The organism is Brevundimonas vesicularis (genome assembly GCF_044807075.1).
In the GTDB taxonomy this organism is placed as follows: Bacteria; Pseudomonadota; Alphaproteobacteria; order Caulobacterales; family Caulobacteraceae; genus Brevundimonas; species Brevundimonas vesicularis_G.
In genome coordinates this window covers 2,950,660-2,970,442 of record NZ_CP085234.1, presented here as the reverse complement: position 1 = coordinate 2,970,442, position 19,783 = coordinate 2,950,660, and the positions used below count along the sequence as shown (strand labels likewise).

Genomic DNA, 19,783 nt, shown 5'->3' with positions numbered 1-19,783 from the left:
GGAAAACCTCTCACGGATTATGCGTGGGGGCGGGGGAATGTTCACGGACCAGCAGGGCGCTGATCGCCGCCAGCACGAAGGAGACGGCGCCCAGCACCAGGGCCCAGATCGCCTGACCATCGAACAGGGTTTTCAGGATCAGGCCCAGAACCGTCGCGGCCAGCAGCTGGGGCACGACGATGAAGATGTTGAAGACGCCCATATAGACGCCCATCTTTCGGTCCGGCACCGCCGCCGACAGGATGGCGTAGGGCATGGAAACGATTGACGCCCAGGCGAAGCCGACGCCGATCATCGGCAGCCACAAGAGGTCCGGCTCGCGGATGGCGAAGACGCCGAACAGGCCGGCGGCGCCAAGCATCAGCATCATGGCGTGGGTCGCCTTGCGTCCGATCCGTTTGGCGATGACCGGCAGGGTGAAGGCCGCCAGGGCCGCCACGCCGTTATAGACCCCGAACAGAACCCCCACCCAGTCCGCGCCCGTTGCGTAGGCGGCCGAGGTGGTGTCGGTCGCGCCGTAATGGACGCGGGTCACGGCCGCAGTGGTGTAGATCCACATGGCGAACAGGGCGAACCAGCTGAAGAACTGAACCACGGCCAGGCCGCGCATCGTCTCGGGCATGCGGAAGATGTCGTTCAGGATTTCGGTCGCGGCGTTGGTGATGCGGCGACGTTGCATCATGCCCACGGCGATCTGGAGCAGGCCGAACCCGGCGAAGAAGCCCGCAAGGATCAGCAGCTCCTTCTCCAGATCGAGCGCGCCGATCAGCACGAAACCCAACCCGCCGAGAACGGCGCATACCAGGCCCGACGTCATCCACCCCTGGACGCTGCGGGCCGGCGCTTCGGCCTCGACGGGCGCGGCCGCCGCGTCGTCTCTGGCGCGTTCGAAGGCCGCGATCTGTTCGGGGCTGTATTCCTTGGTCGACAGCACCGTCCACAGCACGGCCGAGAACAGACCGGCGGCGCCGACGTAGAAGGCGATCTTGACCGACAGGGGCACCACGCCCGCCTCGGCGGTCGAGGCGATATCGAAGACGTTGGACAACAGCCACGGCAGGACCGAGGCGAAGACCGCGCCGGCGCCGATGAAGAAGCTCTGCATCGCATAGCCGGCCGTGCGCTGCTCCTCCGGCAGGTTGTCGCCGACGAAGGCGCGGAACGGCTCCATGGTGATGTTGATCGAGGCGTCCATGATCCACAGCATGGCCGCGGCGAACCACAGGCTGGGGCTGTTGGGCATGGCGATCAGAGCCAGGGTGGTGGCGATGGCCCCGATCAGGAAATAGGGCCGACGCCGGCCGAATCGGGTCCAGGTCTTGTCGCTGAAATGGCCGATAATCGGCTGGACCAGCAGACCGGTCAGCGGCGCGGCGATCCACAGGATCGCCAGGCTGTCGACCTCGGCGCCCAGCGTCTGGAAGATGCGGCTAGTGTTGGCGTTCTGCAGGCCGAAGCCGATCTGAATGCCGAAGAAGCCGACGCACATATTCCAGATCGCCAGGCCGGACAGGCGCGGGCGGTGGGCGAGAAGAGGCGTTCCGCCGCTCATAGCGCATGTTCCATCGTCATTCCGGGGCGGGCGCAGCCCGAACCCGGAAGCCAGGAGAGCGTCATCGCTCCATCCCCGCCATCGCGGTCAATCCCCTGGGTTCCGGGTTCTTCGCTGCGCGAAGCCCCGGAATGACGAAAGGCGTTGACGCTCATTTCCGACGACGTCCCATCGGCACGAACCGGATGGCCTGACCGCCGCCGGGGGCCAGCGCCAGGGTCAGGGTGTCAGACGACGTCACCTCGCGCTGCTCGATGATGATGTCCTCGCGCTTGCCGCGATAGTCGGCGTCCGGCCCGTCGCGATAGATTTCAGCCCGATATCGACGCCCGGCGTCCAGGAAATCGAGCGGGGCCTTCAGCACGCGCGGATGCTCGTCGGTGACGGCGCCCAGGGCCCAGACATCCGTGCCGCGCTGCTTGCGAACCATGACGACATAGTTGCCCATGGCGGCGTCCAGCGTGCGGCTCTCGCTCCAGTCGACCGGCACATCTTTGATGAACTGGAAGGGGCCGGGGTTGGCCTCGTAGTTGACCAGCAGGTCCGCCGCCATCTGGATCGGGCTGTAGATCACGACATAGAGCGCCAGCTGTTTGGCCCAGGTCGTCTGCACGCCGCCGGGGCTGCGCGTCTCCATGCCGAAGATGCCGGGCGTGTAGTCCATCGGCCCGGCCAGCAAGCGGGTGAAGACCAGGTTCGGCTCATGCTCGGGCGGATTGCCGGGATTGCCCCACGCGGAATATTCCATCCCGCGCTGGCCCTCGCGGCTGATGATGTTCGGATAGGTGCGGCGAAGGCCGGTGTCCTTGAACGGCTCGTGAGCGTTGACGGCGACCTTGTGGCGATAGCCGGCCTCGACCACGCGCATGTGGTGCTGGGCCATCGCCTGGCTCTCGTGCCAAGCCATGACCATCTGTCCATCCGGCCCCGCGACGCGGGCGCCTTGCGCGTCGGCGACATAGCCGGTCTTCACCGAATGGACGCCGAGGCGTTCATACAGGGCCATGGCCGGTTCGAGCTGCTGCTCATAGTGGAAGGCGTTGCCGCCGGTCTCGTGGTGGCCGATCAGTTGCACGCCCTTGGACCGCGCGTGGGCGCAGACCGCTTCGATATCGAAGTCGGGATAGGCTTCGGTGAAGCTGAAGTCCGCGCCGTTGGCGAACCACTGGCCGTCCCAGCCCTTGTTCCAGCCTTCGACCAAGACCCCGCCCAGCCCGTGCTTGGCGGCGAAGTCGATGTGTTTGATCGCATTCTCGGTGGTCGCGCCGTGCTTGGGCCCGGAGTTCCAGGTCTTCAGGTCCAGGTGCATTTCCCACCAGACGCCGACGTATTTCATCGGCTTGAACCAGCTGACGTCGCCCAGCGTGTTGGGCTCGTTCAGGTTGAGGATCAGGCTGGAATCCAGCAGGCCCGAGGCGCTGTCGGAGATTTGCAGGGTCCGCCAGGGCGTGTTGAACGGCGCCGCGCGCACCACCGCCGCATTGGTCAGGCCCGGCGTCAGTTGAGCGCGGAACTTCGTTTCCTCCGACCGGCGCAGGTTCATTCCCGCATAGTCGATGCAGGCGGCCTCGTGGATCGAGACGTGCAGACCCGACTGGCCCCGAACCGTCATCGGCGTCTGGGCGCTGCCGACCGCATCGATGGGCGTGCGGCTGTAGAGATATTCCTCACGATTCCATTCCCAGGCCGGGCACCACAGGGCCTCGCCGTTTTCGGCCAGGTTGAACTCGGTGATTTCCGAACCGATGCGGACGGTGGTCAGGCCGGCCTGCTGCGGGAACTCATAGCGGAAGCCCAGACCGTCGTCGTACAGGCGGAAGACCACGTCCACGCGGCGTCGCAGGCCGCCTGTCTCGGTATAGGCGACGCGCCATTCGTTATAGTGGTTGCGGATGAACTGGCGCTCGCCCCACGGCTGCTCCCAAGTGTCGTCGACCGTGACCGGCTGGCCTGCGGTCAGGGTCAGGCCGCGCTCGATGGCCGGCGCGTCGGTCAGGAGGAAACCCAACTTGGACGGGGCCACCACGACCCGGCCCTGACGCAGCACCGAATACATCGGCCGTCCGTCGTTGTCGGTGAAAGCCTCGACCGTCAGCACGCCGCCGGGCGACGACGCGCGGGCATGGTTCGGCGCGGTCTGGGCGCGCGCGCCCGTCGCCCCCAGAGCCAGGATCGACACGCCGCCAAGGGCCAGGAAGGATCTGCGCTGCATCATGGGAACTCCGTTACGCCGCCTCTTGCCAACCGCCGCGAACGGTGGCTGAAATATTTGCAGAAAATTTTGCAGCTTCACCATGCTGCTGTGAGGACCCGCGACTTTGAGCCGCAAGACCACCCGTCTGGAAGACATCGCTCGCCTGGCCGGCGTGTCCATCGCCACCGCCTCGCGCGCCCTGAACGACAGCCCCGCCGTCAACGATCGCACCAAACAGACGATCTGGAAGTTGGCCAAGGAACACGACTACCCGTTCCGCCGTCACATGCCCGCCGGTCCGATCGGCGCCCAGGGCACGATCGCCCTGGTGGTGCCGCGTCCGCAGGGGCGCGAAGGGCGCCTCAGCGACCCCTTCTTCCTGGAGCTTCTGGCCGGTGTGGGCGAGGCGGCGCGCGAACGCGGCTGCGACCTGCTGATGAGCCATATCTCGCCCGCCAACTATGACGAGCTGTCGGCGGCGCTGAACACCAGCCGGGCGGACGGCGTGATCTTCCTGGGCCAATCCAGCCTGCATTCGGCCTTCAACCGTCTGGTCGACGCCGACCATCGTTTCGTCGTCTGGGGCGCCGAACTGCCGGATCAGGACTATTGCTCCATCGGCTCGGACAATATCTCGGGCGGACGCCGCGCGACGTTGCATCTGGCGCGACTGGGGCGAAAGCGCATCGTCTTCCTGGGCGATCTGGATCCGCCCGAGGCCATGCAGCGGCATCGCGGCTATCTGGACGCCATGAGCCAGAGCGGACTGGACGTGGACGCCGACCTGATCGTGCCTGCGCATTTCGAGGTCGAATCCGCCGAGGCCGCCGTGGACGCCCTGATCCGACGCGGGCTGGATTTCGATGGGGTCGTAGCTGCGTCCGACCAGATCGCGCTCGGCGCCGTGCGTGCCCTGTTGCACGCCGGCGTCGAGGTGCCGGGCCAGGTCTCGGTCATCGGTTTCGACAATGTGCCGTTCAGCCGCTACTCGCGCCCGGCGCTCAGCACCATCGCCCAGGACACGATGAAGGCCGGCCGGTTGATGGTGTCCAAACTGCTGGATCACGGCGGCGCCGCAGCAGGCCGTTCCGAGCGCGTTCCGACCGAGCTGATCGTTCGCGAGACCTGCGGCGGCTGAACCCGTCATCCGGCGTCGGCGAAGATCAGGCCAGCCAGCGGCCTCAGCGTCGATCCGTCCGCCTCGGTCCAGTTGACCGCCGCGATCCGGCGCGCGCCGGCGGGCGCGGACCAGTCCACGGCCTCGAAGCCCAGGTTGAACACGCACAGCAGACGCTCGCCGCCCTCGGCCCGTTCGAACCGGCGGAAGACCACCAGGTCGCCCGCGCTCTCGATCTCCAACCCGCCGGTCCGCAGCGCCGGATGGGTCTGGCGCAGGGCGATGATGCGGCGCGCGGCGTGCAGGATCGAGGTCGGGTCCGCCTCCTGCGCATCCACGGCCAGCGACAGATGGCGCGGATCGACCGGCAGCCAGGGCTCGACCGTCGAGAAGCCGGCGTTGGGCGCCGAGGCCACCCAGGGGATTGGCGTGCGGGCGCCGTCGCGGCCCAGAGTCTCAGGCCAGTTGGCGATGGCCTCTGGATCGACCAGCCGCTCGAACGGCACTTCGGCCTGAGGCAGGCCCAACTCTTCGCCCTGATAGACGAAGACATTGCCGCGCAGGCACATCAGCAGCAGCAGGGCCATTTCCGAGAAAGCCTTCTCGTCCCGGCCCTGGGCCCAACGTGATACGGCGCGCGGCGCATCGTGGTTGGAGAAGGTCCAGGACGGCCAGCCCTCGCCCTGCTGATCCGGCCACATCCCATCGCCCACGCCGATCAGTTCGCTCTTCAGCGTATCGGCATAGAGATAGAGGAAGCCGTAGGCCGAGTGCAGACGATCGTTGCCGGCGGTGAATTCCTTCATCTCGCGGTCGGCGTGATCGCCGCCGACCTCCGCCACCGTGAACCGGCCTTCATAGCTGTCGGTCAGTGCGCGGATGCGGTTCAGGAAGCCGATGATGTCCGGGTGGGACTGATTGTAGATCTTGTCCTGGAAGTCGAACGGCCGCGTGCGCTTCTTGCCGTCCTGGATCGGCGGATTGTCGCGCAGGGACGGATCGTGGATGGCGAAGTTGATCGCATCCAGGCGGAAGCCGTCCACCCCCCGATCCAGCCAGAACCGCGCCGCCGCGATCAGGGCGTCCTGAACCGCCGGGTTCCTGACGTTCAGCTGCGGCTGGGAGGCCAGGAAGTTGTGCATGTAGTACTGGCCGCGCCGCGCGTCCCAGGTCCAGGCCGGGCCGCCGAACACCGACTGCCAGTTCGAGGGCGGCGAGCCGTCCGGCTTGGCGTCGGCCCAGACGTACCAGTCGGCGTGGTCGCCGTTGCGGCTGGCGCGGCTGTCGGTGAACCAGGGATGTTCGTCAGAGGTGTGCGAAAACACCTGATCGATGACGACCTTCAGCCCCAGGGCATGGGCGCGCGCAATCAGGGCGTCGAAATCGGCCAAAGTGCCGAAGATCGGATCGACGTCGCAGTAGTCCGACACGTCATAGCCGAAGTCCTTCATCGGCGACGTGAAGAAGGGCGACAGCCAGATGCCATCGACGCCTAGAGAGGCGACATGGTCGAGGTGCTGGGTGATGCCCTTCAGATCGCCGACGCCGTCGTCGTTGGAGTCGGCGAAGCTGCGCGGATAGATCTGATACAGCACCGCGCCGCGCCACCAGTCGTGCGCCAATGCGGGGGCGGCGTCAGCCGTGGAAAGATCGAGGGGCAGGGCAGTCACGGCACGCTCTTGCAGACGAGGTAATCGAGGGGGGGCACGCGAACGGCGACGCTGGCGGGCGCGGAGGATTCGGATGTGCAATCGCCGCGCAGAGCTTGCCACCGCAGCGAGCCGGGCTCCACCTCGACTTGAGCGGCGACGGGCGCGGTGGAGGAGTTGAACAAGGCCAGGATCTCCGATCCATCCTCACCGATGCGAGACATTGCGAACAGACCAGGCTTGTCGCCATAGGCGCGCACGACCTGACGGCCGCGTCGCAGGGCCGGCTCTTCGGCGCGGATGCGGGTCATCTCTGCGATCGCCTGATACAGCGGAGCGTCGGTGGAATAGGCCGGCTGGCGACCGCCGACGGGCGTCTCGTTCGCATAGACCGGCGTGCGGCTGGGCCACATGTCCTGGCGCGAGTTTCCGTATCCGCCCGCCCCGGCGAAGCCCTGTTCATCCCCGTAATAGAGGGTGGGCACGCCCCGGCTGAACATCATCAGGGCATGGGCCAGTTTGATGCGCGCCAGCACCTCGGCGTCATCGGCGTTCGGATTGGCCTGTTTCACGAAAAAGCCGACCCGGCCCATGTCATGGTTGCCCAGGAAGGTCGGCAGGATGGCGGCGGTCTCCGCGCCCTTGTCATAGATCGTGTCGGCGTCGAACAGCTTGGCCAGGGCGTCGGTCCCTACCTTGCCGGCCGCCACATCGGTCGCCTGTTTCTGGAACGGGAAGTCGAGCACCGCCGGATAGCCGTCGACCCGCGTGAACCGCGCCGTCACCGCCGGATCGGGATCATAGACCTCGCCGAAGATGTGGAAGTTCGGGATGCCCTTGGCCTCGGCGCGGGCGATCATGGCGGGGATGAAGGCCTGCCAGAAGCCCGGGTTCACATGGCGCGCGGTGTCGATGCGGAAGCCGTCGATCCCGTATTTGTCGATCCAGCCGCCGAAGATGTCGATCATGCCCTGGATGACCACCGGGTCCTCGGTCAGCAGGTCATCCAGCCCGGCGAAGTCGCCGTCCAGGCTGCTTTCGCCGGTGAAGGTGCTCTCGCCCCGGTTATGATAGTGGATCGGGTCGTTCAGCCAAGCCGGAACCTTGGCGTTCTCCTCGCCCGCCGGGACATAGGGCGTGTAGGCGTAGTCGGGCCGGGTCAGGCGCGAGAAGTCCCGACCGTCGAAGCCCTCATTGATCGCCGCACCGTCGACGCCGCCGCGACGGGTGTAGGGATAGTCGGCGCGGCTGCGATAGGCGCAGCGACCCTCCGGGCATTCGCGATACTGGATGACGTCGGCGGTGTGGTTGGCGACGATGTCCAGATAGACCTTCATGCCGCGCGCGTGGGCCGCCTCGACCAGGGCGCGCATCGCAGCCTCGTCGCCGAAGTGCGGATCCACAGAGGTGAAGTCGGTGATCCAGTAGCCGTGGTGCGCCGCGCCAGTATAGCCGCCATGGCTCTGCACGGGCTTGTTCTTGAACACCGGCGCCAACCAGACCGCCGTCGCGCCCAGCCCCTGGATATAGTCCAGCTGTTGGGTCACGCCCGCCAGGTCGCCGCCGTGGTAAAAGTCGGTATCGGCCGGATCGAACCCGCTTTTCAGCCGGTCGGCGGCGTAACCGCCGTGGTCGTTCGATGCATCGCCGTTGGCGAACCGATCCGGCAGCAGGAAATAGATCACCTCGTCCTGCGGCAGGCGTTGACGCAGGGCTGATAGGGCGTCTTCGGCCTGGCGGGTTTGCGCCGTCGTCGGCGTTGCAAAGCCGCTCAGCAGAGCCGCCGCCGCCATCGCTGCGTGCAGTCCGGCCCTTCTGGGGGTTCCCCTCGCCATGACGCTCACTCCCTTGCGTCTGGAAAGTGCAAAGCCTTCCAGATCGATTTGCAAGATTTTGCAGCAATGGGCGGGGCTGTCAACGCATCGCTGAAATGCTGCGATGCGCCATGGGAATAGCGCGAAACCGCACATTCCCGCGCCTTTGCGGGCTATCAACGGGCCCGAAGTGAGACGGAAATCGGACGCCCGCATTAACTGCTTGCAACATTCCAAAAGATTTGCATATTTTTGCGACGGCTTCAGATCGCGACGTTCAGAATCGCGGTCAGCCCCAGGGAGGATGACCATGTTCCAACGTCTCAACCGGCGCGCGCGCCTGCTATCCGGCGTCGCCTTCGGCGCAGCCGCCCTGATGGCGGTCGGCTCGGCCCACGCACAAACTGCAGCCGCCACGACGGCCCAGGCCGACGACCAAGCCACTGAAGTCGGCGAAATCGTCGTCACCGGCATTCGTCGTTCGATCGAGGCCGCTATCTCGGCCAAGGCCAACAACACCTCGATCGTCGAAGTCATCTCGGCCGAAGACATCGGCAAGCTGCCGGACGTCTCGATCGCCGAATCCCTGGCGCGCCTGCCGGGCGTGACCATGCAGCGCCTCGACGGCCGCAGCCAGGCGATCTCCATCCGGGGCCTGGGGCCTGACTTCACGACCGCCCTGCTGAACGGGCGCGAACTGGTCACCACCGGCGACAACCGCGGCGTCGAGTTCGACCAGTTCCCCGCCGAACTGCTGAACAGCGTCGTCGTCTACAAGACCCCGGACGCGGCCCTGATTGGTCAGGGTCTGGGCGGCACCGTCGATCTGCGCACCGTTCGCCCGCTGGCCTACGGTCGTCAGGCTATAGCGATGAACTATCGCCACGAGTGGAACGAGCTCGGCGCCCTGAACTCGGGCACGACCGACAACGGCGACCGTTACACCATCTCCTACATCGACCAGTTCCTGGACGGCACGCTGGGCGTGGCCTTGGGCTACGCCCACATGAGCTCGCCCTATCAGTCCGAGCGCTTCAACGCCTGGGGCTATCCCACCTATTCGGACGGCAATCTGCTGACCGGCGGCGTCAAGCCCTATGTGATGTCGTCGGAGCTGGAGCGCGACGGCTATATGGGCGTGCTGGAATGGCGCCCGAACGATCGCATCCACTCGACGATCGACGCCTTCTATTCCGAGTTCAAGAACACCCAGGTCCTTCGCGGCATCGAATTCCCGCTGGCGTGGGGTGGTTCCTCTGGTGATTGTACCGTGAACGTCCCGTCGGCGGTCTGCCGTCCGGCGCCGTCGCTGCGTCCCGGCTACACTGTCGAAGACGGCCTCATCGTCGCCGGCACCTGGGACAACATCAAGGGCGTGGTTCGCAACGACCTGAACAAGCGCGACAGCAACATCACCGCCCTGGGCTGGAACACCGAGTTCACGCTCAGCGACGACTGGTCGGCGAACCTGGACCTCAGCTATTCGAAGGTCGAGCGTAACGACATCATCCTGGAAACCAACGCCGGCACCGGCCGCAACGTCAACGGCGCGTTGGACACTCTGGGCTTTGAACTGACCGACGACGGCGTGACCCGCTTCACCAGCCGTCTGAACTACGCCGATCCCAACCTGATCCGTATCACCAGCCCGCAAGGCTGGGGCGGCGACGTCATTCCGGGCGGTCAGGCCGGCTATATGAACACGCCCTCCATCGAGGACGAGATCAAGGCGGCTCGCTTCTCCGTGACGCGTGAACTGCATCAGAGCCCGTTCAAGTCGATCGACTTCGGCGCCAACTATACCGAGCGTCAGAAGAGCTTCGTCAACGATCAGTTCTATCTCGGCGTCCCCGGCGGCGGCGATTTGACCGTGCCTTCGGCCTTCCTGCTGGACCCGACCGACCTCGGCTATCTCGGCATCAGCGCCGTGCTGAGCTACGACGCTCTCGGCCTGGTCAACAGCGGCGCGCTGAACCGTGTCCGCAACCCGAACGCCGACGTCACCGCAGGCAACTGGGAAGTGACGGAAAAGGTTTCGACGGCTTACGTCCGCGCTAACATCGACCACAATCTGGTTGGCCTGCCCTTGACCGGCAATGTCGGCATGCAGTTTGTCTATACAGATCAAAGTTCCACGGGCTTCTCCGCCCGTCAGGTCGCCCAGGGCGTTTCGGAGACCATCGCCGTCAACGGCGGGGCCGACTATCTGGAAATCCTGCCCAGCGCGAACTTCATTCTGCAAACCGGCGAAGACATGTTCGCGCGTCTGGCGGTTTCGCGCACCCTCGCCCGTCCGCGCATGGACGACATGCGCGCCTCGCGGATTTACAACTACACTGCTGGCCAGGCCCTATCGACCGACATCAATCGATCTCCGTGGAGCGGCGGTGGCGGCAATCCGGAACTGCGCCCGTTCATCGCCGACGTGATCGACGTGTCGTTCGAGAAGTATTTCGCGAACCGCAAGGGCTACATCTCGCTGGCGGCCTTCTACAAGAACCTGGAAAGCTACGTTTATAACCGCAACCAGATCTTCGACTTCACCGGCTATCCGATCGGCGTCATCACCCCCGATAATCCCGAGCCTCTGCTGCGCCAAGGTCTGGTTGGCGCGCCCGACAACGGTGAAGGCGGCTGGATCAAGGGTCTTGAACTGTCGATCTCGGCGCCGTTCGACATCTTCCATCCGGCCCTGGAAGGTTTCGGCGCCCAGTTCAGCGCCTCGACCACGGACAGCGAAGTGCGGCCTGACCCCACCCAAGCGCCGACCGCCCTGCCGGGTCTGTCGGAAAACGTGATCAACGGTTCGCTCTACTATGAGCGTTACGGCTTCCAGTCGCGGATTTCGGCCCGCTATCGCTCGGATTACCTGGGCGAGGTCGCCGGTTTCGGCAACGGCCGCACCTTGCGTTCGGTGGCGGCTGAAACGGTCGTCGACGCCCAGGTCGGCTATGAGTTCCAGTCCGGTCCGCTGGAAGGCCTGTCGGTTCTGGCTCAGGTCAACAACCTGACCGACGAGCCGTTCAAGACCTTCGAAAACGGCGATGAGCGCCGGACCATCGACTATCAGCACTACGGCCGCACCTTCGCCGTCGGGCTGAACTACAAGTTCTGATTTCCCCTCTCTTCTGAGCAAACTTGGGCCGCCGCGTTCGCGAGGCGGCCCTTTTCTTTGCCTGCGCCCACGCCCGTCGGAAAAGTTTCGTTACAAAAGGCGCTTTTCGGCTGGACGCGCCTTTCGCGATGTCCGAACCAAGCAGAATGAGAACCGCGCGACCACAGCGCGGCCGTTCGATTTCACTGGGGGATCATTCATGACCGTTCCGGACGCCGGAAAACGCCAAGGCGCAGGCCTGGCCTTCGCCTATGTCACCACGCTGTTCTTCGCCTGGGGTTTCGCGACCTCGCTGATCGATCCGCTGATCGCGGCGGTTAAGCGGGTGTTCGACCTGAACAACGCCGAGGCCTTCCTGACCACCTTCGCCTGGTTCATCGCCTACGGGCTGATGTCGCTGCCGGCGGCCTCAGTGCTCAGCAAGCTGGGTTACAGCCGCTCGATCATCGGCGCCTTGATCGTCATGGTCGCAGGCTGTTTGATCGTGCCGGCCGCCACCGCCGCCGACTGGTATCCTGGCGTGCTGATCGCCCTGTTCGTCATCGCCTCGGGCGTGACCCTGCTGCAGGTCGCGGCCAACCCGCTGGTCGCCGAACTGGGCAGCCCCAAGGGCGCCTCCAGCCGACTGAACCTGTCGCAGGCCTTCAACTCGCTGGGCACGACTGTCGGTCCCTGGCTGGGCTCGCACGTCCTGCTGACGGGCGGCGTCTTCGCCGCCGGCGCCGTGGTGACCGCCGCGACCCGCACCCAGTCGCTGCGCAGCATCGACATGGCCTTCCTGGGCATGGGCGCCTTCTTCGCCTTGATCGCCGTCTTCATCTTCACCGCGCGCAAGAAGATCAATGCGGCGGCGCCGGAGTTTCACAACGCGGTCTCGCCGCTGAAGGCGCTGTCGTCGCCGTGGGCCGTGTTCGGCGCCCTGGCCATCTTCCTCTACGTCGGTTCCGAAGTCGCCATCGGCGGCATGTTGACAAACTTCCTCGAAAGCCCCGAAATCCTGAACGCCCCCATCGAGACGGCGGGCAAGATGGTCGCCCTGTACTGGGGCGGCGCCATGGTCGGCCGCTTCATCGGCTCGCTCGTGCTGACCAAGGTTCGCCCCGGCGTCGTCCTGGCCTTCTGCACCGTCGCGGCGGCCGTCCTGTGCCTGACCGTCAGCCAGATCGGCGGCCCGACGGCGGCCTATGCCGTCCTGTCGATCGGCCTGTTCAACTCGATCATGTTCCCGACCATCTTCACCCTGACGCTGGAGCGCTCGACCGCGCCGACGTCGGCGACGTCGGGCCTGCTGGTGTTCGGCATCATCGGCGGCGCCCTGCTGCCCCAGGTCGCGGCGCATATCGCCGATGCGGCCGGCAAGCTTCAGCCCGCCTTCATCGTGCCGATGCTGGGCTACGTCGGCCTGACCATCTTCGCCATCGGCTGCATCCGCACCAAGGCTCGGACCGAAGTGACCTCGACCGCCTCGCACTGAGCCGGTCGCCAGACAAGACGAAGGGCGCGGAGGCTGGCCTCCGCGCCCTTTTTCATTTCGGCGATGGGATCAGCCGTCGATCAGGGACTGAAGAATGGGCGCCAGTCGGTCGCGCATTTCCTCACATTGGGCGGGTTCGATGTTGAAGCTGCCGCCGCCCAGCTCACGACTGACCGACATGCCCATGATGAAGCCTGCCAAGAGCCGCGCGCGGACGGTGGCGTCCGGCCCGCTCAGCCATTCCTCCAGCGGACCGAAGAAGCGCTGAGTGCAGGTGTTCTGAACCATCTCCGACGCCTTTGCCGAGCCGATGGAGCGCAGCATGATCGACATGCCCTTCAGCTTTTCGGCCTTCTTGGGTTCAAAGACGATCTCATGCGCCACGCGCCGTCCGAAGTCGGCCTTTTCGCCCTGCATCAGCGCGCTGCCGTCGCCGCAACTGTCCAGCGCGGCCAGGAACAGGTCGTCCTTGGAGCCGAAGTAGCGGCTGATCAGGGCCGCATCGACACCGACGTCGCGGGCGATGTCGCGCATGCCCACGTCGTCATAGCTCTCGGCCGCGAATCTCTCGCGCGCAGCATCGAGAATGGCCGTGCGCGTGGCGGCGGAGTTTCTCGGGCGTGGGCCGGGACATAACAAGGTGATGACACTCCACAGACAATAACCGTAGATCACATATGGCTTTGTCAACGCCTGTTGACAAGCGCCACGGCTCCGACCATTAAGTCACCACGGGTTGACAAGGCCGACTCCCCATCGGCCTATGTCCGCACGACAGGGATTTACCTCCGACAGGGAGATGCGCAGATGCGCGGGCTGAAGATTGCGGCGGTATCCGTCATGGTGACGGGTGCGCTTTACGGTTGTTCCCCAAAGGCAGAGGCGCCGGCGCAAGGCGCGCCGCCCGTGACGGTGGCCGTGCCGCTGAAGCAGCAGGTGCGGGACTGGGACGAGTTCACCGGGCGCTTCGAAGCGGTCGAAAGCGTGGATGTGCGCGCCCGCGTCGGCGGCTATATTCAGGCGGTTCACTTCCGCGACGGACAGATGGTTCAGAAGGGCCAGCTGCTGTTCACCCTGGATCCGCGCCCGGCCCAGGCCGCGCTGGCCCAGGCTCAGGCCCAGGTCGCTCAGGCCCAGTCGCAGCTGTCGCTGGCCCGCGCCAACCTGGCCCGCAGCGAGGCTCTGTTGGCCTCGCAAGCTGTGTCCAAGGCCGAATATGATTCCAACAAGGCGGCCGTCGATGCGGCCCAGGCCAATCTGGCGGCTGGCAACGCCGCTGTTCGCAATGCGCGTCTGAACCTGGAATACACCCGCGTCACCGCGCCGACCTCGGGTCGCGTATCCGACCGTCGCGTCGATCCGGGCAATCTCGTCGCCGGCGGCTCGTCGGCTGGAGACATCCTGACCACCATCATTTCCGGCGGCCCGATCCACTTCGTCTTCGACGGTTCGGAAGCGGTTCTGCTGAAGTATCTACGTCAGGGCGGCGCCAATCAGGGTGCGGTCGTCAACGTGCGCCTGCAGGACGAAAGCACCTACAAGCATACCGGCCGTCTCGACTTCGCTGACAATGCCGTGGACACCGCTTCGGGCGTGATCCGTCTGCGCGCCATCCTGCCCAACGCCGACGGCTTCCTGCGCCCCGGCATGTTCGGCAGCGCCCAGGTCGCGGGCGCCGGCGCCTATGACGCCCTGCTGGTGCCGGATTCGGCCATCGGCACCGATCAGGCCCGCCGCACCGTCGCTGTGGTCAACGCCGACGGCACCGTGACCAACAAGGCCGTCCAGCTCGGCCCGATCGTCCAGGGCCTGCGCGTCGTTCGTTCCGGCCTGGCTCCGACTGACCGCGTCATCATCGCGGGTCTGCAACGCGCCGCCCAGCCGGGCTCCAAGGTCACGCCAAAGAACGGCAAGATCGAACCCGTCGCAGGCAACGCCTCCCAGGCGCCGGTGACGCAGGCGGCTCCGGCATCCAGCGCCTCCTTCGCCAACAGCCTGCCGGCCGGCTAAGTCATGAATATCTCCCGCTTCTTCATCGACCGGCCGATCTTCGCGGCCGTGATTTCGGTGGTGATCACGATCATCGGGATCGCCGCCTATCCCTTGCTGCCCCTGTCGCAGTATCCCGAGATCGCGCCCCCGACGATCACGATTAACGCCGCCTACCCCGGCGCCTCGGCCGAGACCCTGGCCGAAACCGTCGCCGCCCCCATCGAGCAGGAGGTGAACGGCGTCGAGAACATGCTCTACATCTCCTCCTCGTCCACGTCGGACGGGACGGTGGCCATCACTGTGACCTTCCAGCCGGGAACGGATCTGGATGCTGCTCAGGTGCTGGTCCAGAACCGGGTCGCCTTGGCCGAGCCTCGACTCCCGGAAGCGGTTCGCCAGACGGGCGTCGTGGTCAACAAGGCCGAGAGCGGCTTCCTGATGATCCTGGGTTTGACGTCGCCTGACGGCACGTTGGACAACGACTATGTCGGCAACTACGCCAACTCCACGCTTCGGGATCGTCTGCTGCGGATCGAGGGCGTCGGCGCAGTTCAGCTCTTCGGCGGCGGCAACTATTCGATGCGCGTATGGATCGACCCGGCCAAGGCCGCCGAGCGCGGTCTGACGGGCCCTGAGATCGTCTCGGCCCTCCGCGCCCAGAACGTGCAGGCCGCCGCCGGCTCCATCGGCCAACCTCCCTTCCCGAACAACGCCGCTGCGTTCCAATTGCCTGTTCAGGTTCAGGGGCGTCTGAGCGATCCCAATGAGTTCGCCAACGTCGTGCTGAAGACGGACGCCGAGGGTCGCGTCACCTACCTGCGCGACGTCGCGCGGATCGAACTGGGCGCCCAGGATTACGGCATCCGCGGCTTCTTCGACGGCCAACGCGGCGTCGGCGTCGCGATCGTTCAGCAGCCGGGGGCGAACGCCTTGGGCACGGCTGATCGGGTCCTCAAGGAAGTCGAGGCCGTCAAGGGCGAACTGCCGGCCGGCATGGCCATCTCGGTGCCTTACAATCCGACCGAGTTCGTCGCCGCCTCGGTGGAGTCGGTTCAGCACACCCTGGTCGAGGCCGTCATCCTGGTCATCATCGTGGTCATGGTCTTTCTTCAGACCTGGCGCGCGGCCATCATTCCCATCGTCGCCATCCCCGTCGCTCTGGTCGGCACCTTCGCGGTGCAGCTGGCGCTGGGCTATTCGATCAACTCCCTGTCCCTGTTCGCCCTGGTCCTTGCGGTCGGCATCGTGGTCGATGACGCCATCGTCGTGGTCGAGAACGTGGAGCGCGCGATCAGCGAAGGCCTCAGTCCCAAGGAGGCCGCTTATCGATCGATGCAGGAGGTCTCCGGCGCCCTGATCGCCATCGGCCTGGTGCTGGTGTCGGTGTTCGTGCCGACGATGTTCGTGCCCGGCATCCCCGGCATCTTCTATCGCCAGTTCGCGGTCGTCATCGCATCGGCCTCGGTCATCTCGCTGTTCGTGTCGCTGACGCTGTCGCCGGCCATGGCCGCCCTGCTGCTGAAGCCGCACAAGAAGGATCATGAACATGCCCGCAAGCCGGGCGTCCTGGGTGCGGTGGTCTACTACGGCGGCTGGGCCGGGCGGAAGTTCAACGACGGCTTCGACTGGCTGTCGGATCGCTACGGTCGTTTGACGGCACGTCTGATCCGTACGGTCGGCCTGGTGCTGATCATCTATGCCGGTCTGCTGGGCCTCACCGCCTGGCGGTTGATCGATACTCCTTCGGGCTTCATTCCTGAACAGGATCAGGGCTTCCTGATCGGCGTTATCCAACTGCCCGCCGGTGCGTCGCTGGATCGTACGGAAGCGGTGATGACGCGTGCTACAGACATCATCCGCAAGACCGACGGTGTCGACGGCGCCATCGCCTTTGCGGGTCTGGACGGATCAAGCTTCTCCTTCGGCTCGAACGCCGCGACCATCTTCGTGCGTCTGAACCCGTTCGAGGATCGCACCAAGGAGCAGGCCGCCACGGCTCTGGCCGGCGCCATCACCCAGGCGACCGGACAGATCGAGGACGCGCAGATCTTCGTCATCGCCCCCCCGGCGGTCCAGGGTCTGGGCACCGGCAACGGCTTCTCGATGATGATCCAGGACCGCGAAGGCGCCGGCTATCGTCCGCTGGAAGGCGCCACCTTCGCCATGATGGGCGCCGCCGCCCAGAAGCCGACCGAGGTCAGCCAGGTCTTCTCGACCTACAACACGGCCTCGCCGCGCGTGACCGCCGATGTCGATCGCGACAAGGCGCTGATGCTGGGCGTCCAGCCCAGCTCGGTGTTTGACACCTTGGGCGTCTATCTGGGTTCGTCCTACGTCAACGACTTCAACATGCTGGGCCGAACCTTCCGGGTGACGGCGCAGGCGGAGCCGACGGCGCGCGACGACATCGCCGACATCGCCAATCTGAAGACCAAGTCGTCCTCCGGCGCCATGGTGCCGATCGGATCGGTGGCTAATCTGATCGACGACTCCGGTCCGGCGCGGATCGTCCGCTACAACCTGTTCCCGGCGGCCGAGCTTCAGGGCAACGCTGCAGCAGGGGTCTCCTCCGGCGAGGCGCTGCAGGTCATGGAAACCATGGCCGCCCAGACCCTGCCGCAGGGCTTCTCCTACGAATGGACGGGTCTGGCCTATCAGCAGAAGGCGGCGGGTTCCGGCGCGACGGTCATCTTCCTGATGGCGGTGGTGTTCGTCTTCCTGGTGCTGGCGGCTCAGTACGAAGCGTTCACGCTTCCGCTGGCGGTCATTCTGATCGTGCCGATGTGTCTGCTGGCGGCCATCATCGGGGTGAACCTGCGCGGCCTGGACAATAACATCCTGGTCCAGATCGGACTTGTCGTTCTGATCGCGCTTGCGGCCAAGAACGCCATCCTGATCGTCGAGTTCGCCAAACAGGCCGAGGAAGAGCAGGGCATGAACCGGTTCGAGGCTGCGGTCGCCGCCGCCAAGACCCGTCTGCGTCCGATCCTGATGACCTCGTTCGCCTTCATCCTCGGCGTCGTGCCGCTGATGCTGGCCTCGGGGCCGGGCGCGGAGATGCGTCAGTCGCTGGGCACGTCCGTCTTCTCGGGCATGCTGGGCGTGACCTTCTTCGGCCTGATCTTCACGCCGGTCTTCTATGTGGTCTGCCGCTGGCTGTCCTCGAAACTGCCGCAAGGCAAGAAACCGACCCCGACGCCTGACCGTCCTTCGGACCGGCCCGTGCGTTATGACGAAACCAGCGACCTGACCGATCCGAACGCGCCTGCGCCCGCGACCGGCCGGGGAGGGGACATCTGATGACCCGTAACAAGACCCTCAGCTTCCTGACCGCCGCAGCCTTCAGCGCCCTGCTGGCCGCCTGCGCGGTCGGGCCCAAGGCGCCGGTCGCGGACCTGCCCGTCGCCGGCACGGGCGCCTTCGTCGGCTCGGCCAGCCCCACCGTCTCGACCGCCGCGGCGCGCGACGACTGGTGGCGGCTGTACGAAGACCCCACGCTGGACGCCTTGATCCAGCAGGCCTTCGCCGAGAACAACCAGCTCGAAGCCGCCTTCGCCAACCTGCGTGCGGTCCGGGCGTCGCTGTCGGAGGCCCGCATCGGCCGTTTCCCGACCACGACGACCAGCGCCCAGGCCCAGCGCAGCCGCGCCTCAGCCGCCACGGTCCAGGGCCTGCCCGCCGGGCAGGATGCGCCCGAGATCGACACCTATGACGTCGGCGTTCAGGCCGCCTATGAGGTCGATCTGTTCGGACGCGTGGAATCCACCATCCGCGCTGCCCGCGCCGACGCCCGCGCCGCCGAGGCCGCCCTGGCCACGGTCCAGGTGACGGTCGCGGCCGAGACGACCCGCGCCTATGCCGACACCTGCTCGGCCAATGCGCAGATCGCGGTCGCCGAACGGACGCTGGAACTGCAACGCAACACCGCCAATCTGACCCAGACCCTGCTCGACGGCGGGGCGGGCACGGGGCTGGACGTGGCCAGCGCCCGCGCGGCCCTGGCCCAGACGGCGGCGACCCTGCCGACCCTGCGCGCGGCCCGTAACGAGGCCCTGTTCCGCCTGGCGACCCTGACCGGCCGCACCCCCGCCGAGGCCAGCCAGGCCGCCGCCGCCTGCGTGCGCCCGCCCCAGCTCAGCCAGCCGATCCCGGTCGGCGATGGCGCGGCGCTTCTGGCCCGCCGCCCCGACGTGCGCCAGGCCGAGGCCGAACTGGCCGCCGCCGCCGCGCGCGTGAACGTGGCGACCGCAAACCTATTTCCGCAGATAAGCCTGGGCGGATCTTTCGGTTCCACCGCGCTGGACGCGGGTGAACTGGGCGACGACCAGAACTTCCGCTTCAGCTTCGGTCCGCTGATCAGCTGGTCCTTCCCCAACGTCTTCGCCGTCCGCGCTCAGATCAAGGCCGCCGGCGCCCGTTCGGACGCCGCCCTGGCGAACTTCGACCAGACTGTGCTGACGGCCCTGCAGGAGACGGAAACGGCCCTGTCCAACTACGCCAACGAGCTGGACCGCCGTGCGGCCCTGACCGAAGCGAGGGACCAGGCCGCCCGCGCCGCCGACCTGTCGCGCCTGCGCTTCAACGCCGGCGCGGACAGCTTCCTCCTGGTGCTGGACGCCGAACGCACCCAGGCGGCGGCCGACGCGGCTCTCGCCCAGTCCGACGCCTTGGTCACGACCTATCAGATCGCTCTGTTCCGCGCCTTGGCCGGCGGCTGGCAGGCCGACAGCTGATCCCGTCGCGATGCTGAAACAAGAGGGCCGGGCGATGCATCGCCCGGCCCTGTTTCGTTCGTCCACAGTTTGGCGACCGTCTAAGTGTTCTGCATTTGTTCCATTCATGCTCTAACCGTCTGCGGCGGTCGGCGGTGTGATGG

At 66.1% G+C, this 19,783-nt stretch carries 11 protein-coding genes; 6 read left to right on the top strand and 5 right to left on the bottom strand.

Annotated elements, in window-relative coordinates:
- Window positions 1-10: 10 nt before the first annotated feature.
- Both LG306_RS14890 and LG306_RS14885 read right to left on the bottom strand, forming a co-directional pair.
- Window positions 11-1,552 carry an MFS transporter gene (locus LG306_RS14890; RefSeq protein ID WP_404416107.1) on the bottom strand — a complete coding sequence of 514 codons (1,542 nt, stop codon included), beginning with the start codon at window positions 1,550-1,552 and terminating at the stop codon, window positions 11-13.
- Between the two features lie 151 nt (window positions 1,553-1,703).
- Window positions 1,704-3,767, bottom strand: coding sequence for a glycoside hydrolase family 97 protein (locus LG306_RS14885; protein ID WP_404416104.1), 2,064 nt, complete (start codon window positions 3,765-3,767; stop codon window positions 1,704-1,706).
- A 103-nt stretch (window positions 3,768-3,870) separates the two neighbouring features.
- Here LG306_RS14885 and LG306_RS14880 point away from each other — a divergent pair, with 103 nt between their 5' ends.
- Window positions 3,871-4,884 (top strand): LacI family DNA-binding transcriptional regulator, encoded by a 1,014-nt coding sequence (locus tag LG306_RS14880; RefSeq protein WP_045810428.1) that lies wholly within the window; start codon window positions 3,871-3,873, stop codon window positions 4,882-4,884.
- 5 nt (window positions 4,885-4,889) lie between these two features.
- Here LG306_RS14880 and LG306_RS14875 read toward each other — a convergent pair whose 3' ends face one another.
- Both LG306_RS14875 and LG306_RS14870 read right to left on the bottom strand, forming a co-directional pair.
- The gene (locus LG306_RS14875) at window positions 4,890-6,533 is read right to left on the bottom strand and encodes an alpha-amylase family glycosyl hydrolase (RefSeq protein ID WP_404416101.1); all 1,644 of its coding nucleotides are present in this window, start codon (window positions 6,531-6,533) and stop codon (window positions 4,890-4,892) included.
- Window positions 6,530-8,347 (bottom strand): alpha-amylase family glycosyl hydrolase, encoded by a 1,818-nt coding sequence (locus LG306_RS14870; protein ID WP_404416099.1) that lies wholly within the window; start codon window positions 8,345-8,347, stop codon window positions 6,530-6,532. Before LG306_RS14870 ends, LG306_RS14875 begins: the two co-directional genes overlap by 4 nt.
- Before the next feature lie 289 nt (window positions 8,348-8,636).
- Here LG306_RS14870 and LG306_RS14865 point away from each other — a divergent pair, with 289 nt between their 5' ends.
- Both LG306_RS14865 and LG306_RS14860 read left to right on the top strand, forming a co-directional pair.
- Window positions 8,637-11,441 (top strand): TonB-dependent receptor, encoded by a 2,805-nt coding sequence (locus tag LG306_RS14865; protein WP_404416096.1) that lies wholly within the window; start codon window positions 8,637-8,639, stop codon window positions 11,439-11,441.
- 199 nt (window positions 11,442-11,640) lie between these two features.
- The gene (locus LG306_RS14860; RefSeq protein WP_137721087.1) at window positions 11,641-12,915 is read left to right on the top strand and encodes a sugar MFS transporter; all 1,275 of its coding nucleotides are present in this window, start codon (window positions 11,641-11,643) and stop codon (window positions 12,913-12,915) included.
- 69 nt (window positions 12,916-12,984) lie between these two features.
- On the opposite strand, the gene LG306_RS14855 is transcribed toward LG306_RS14860, so the two are convergent.
- A complete protein-coding gene (locus LG306_RS14855; protein WP_404416092.1) occupies window positions 12,985-13,590 on the bottom strand; it encodes a TetR family transcriptional regulator in 606 nt (201 codons plus the stop codon).
- Between the two features lie 132 nt (window positions 13,591-13,722).
- Between LG306_RS14855 and LG306_RS14850 the strand changes: the two genes are divergently transcribed.
- From LG306_RS14850 to LG306_RS14840, 3 genes are read left to right on the top strand one after another with little or no spacing between them, the layout of a single operon-like run.
- On the top strand, window positions 13,723-14,925 hold the full coding sequence (locus tag LG306_RS14850; protein WP_045810422.1) for an efflux RND transporter periplasmic adaptor subunit: 1,203 nt from the start codon (window positions 13,723-13,725) through the stop codon (window positions 14,923-14,925).
- Window positions 14,926-14,928: 3 nt separating this feature from the next.
- Window positions 14,929-18,207: an efflux RND transporter permease subunit gene (locus LG306_RS14845; protein ID WP_045810421.1), complete on the top strand. Its 3,279-nt coding sequence runs from the start codon at window positions 14,929-14,931 to the stop codon at window positions 18,205-18,207.
- Window positions 18,207-19,640: an efflux transporter outer membrane subunit gene (locus tag LG306_RS14840; protein ID WP_404416087.1), complete on the top strand. Its 1,434-nt coding sequence runs from the start codon at window positions 18,207-18,209 to the stop codon at window positions 19,638-19,640. The genes LG306_RS14845 and LG306_RS14840 overlap by 1 nt, the downstream gene beginning before the upstream one ends.
- Window positions 19,641-19,783 lie beyond the last annotated feature (143 nt).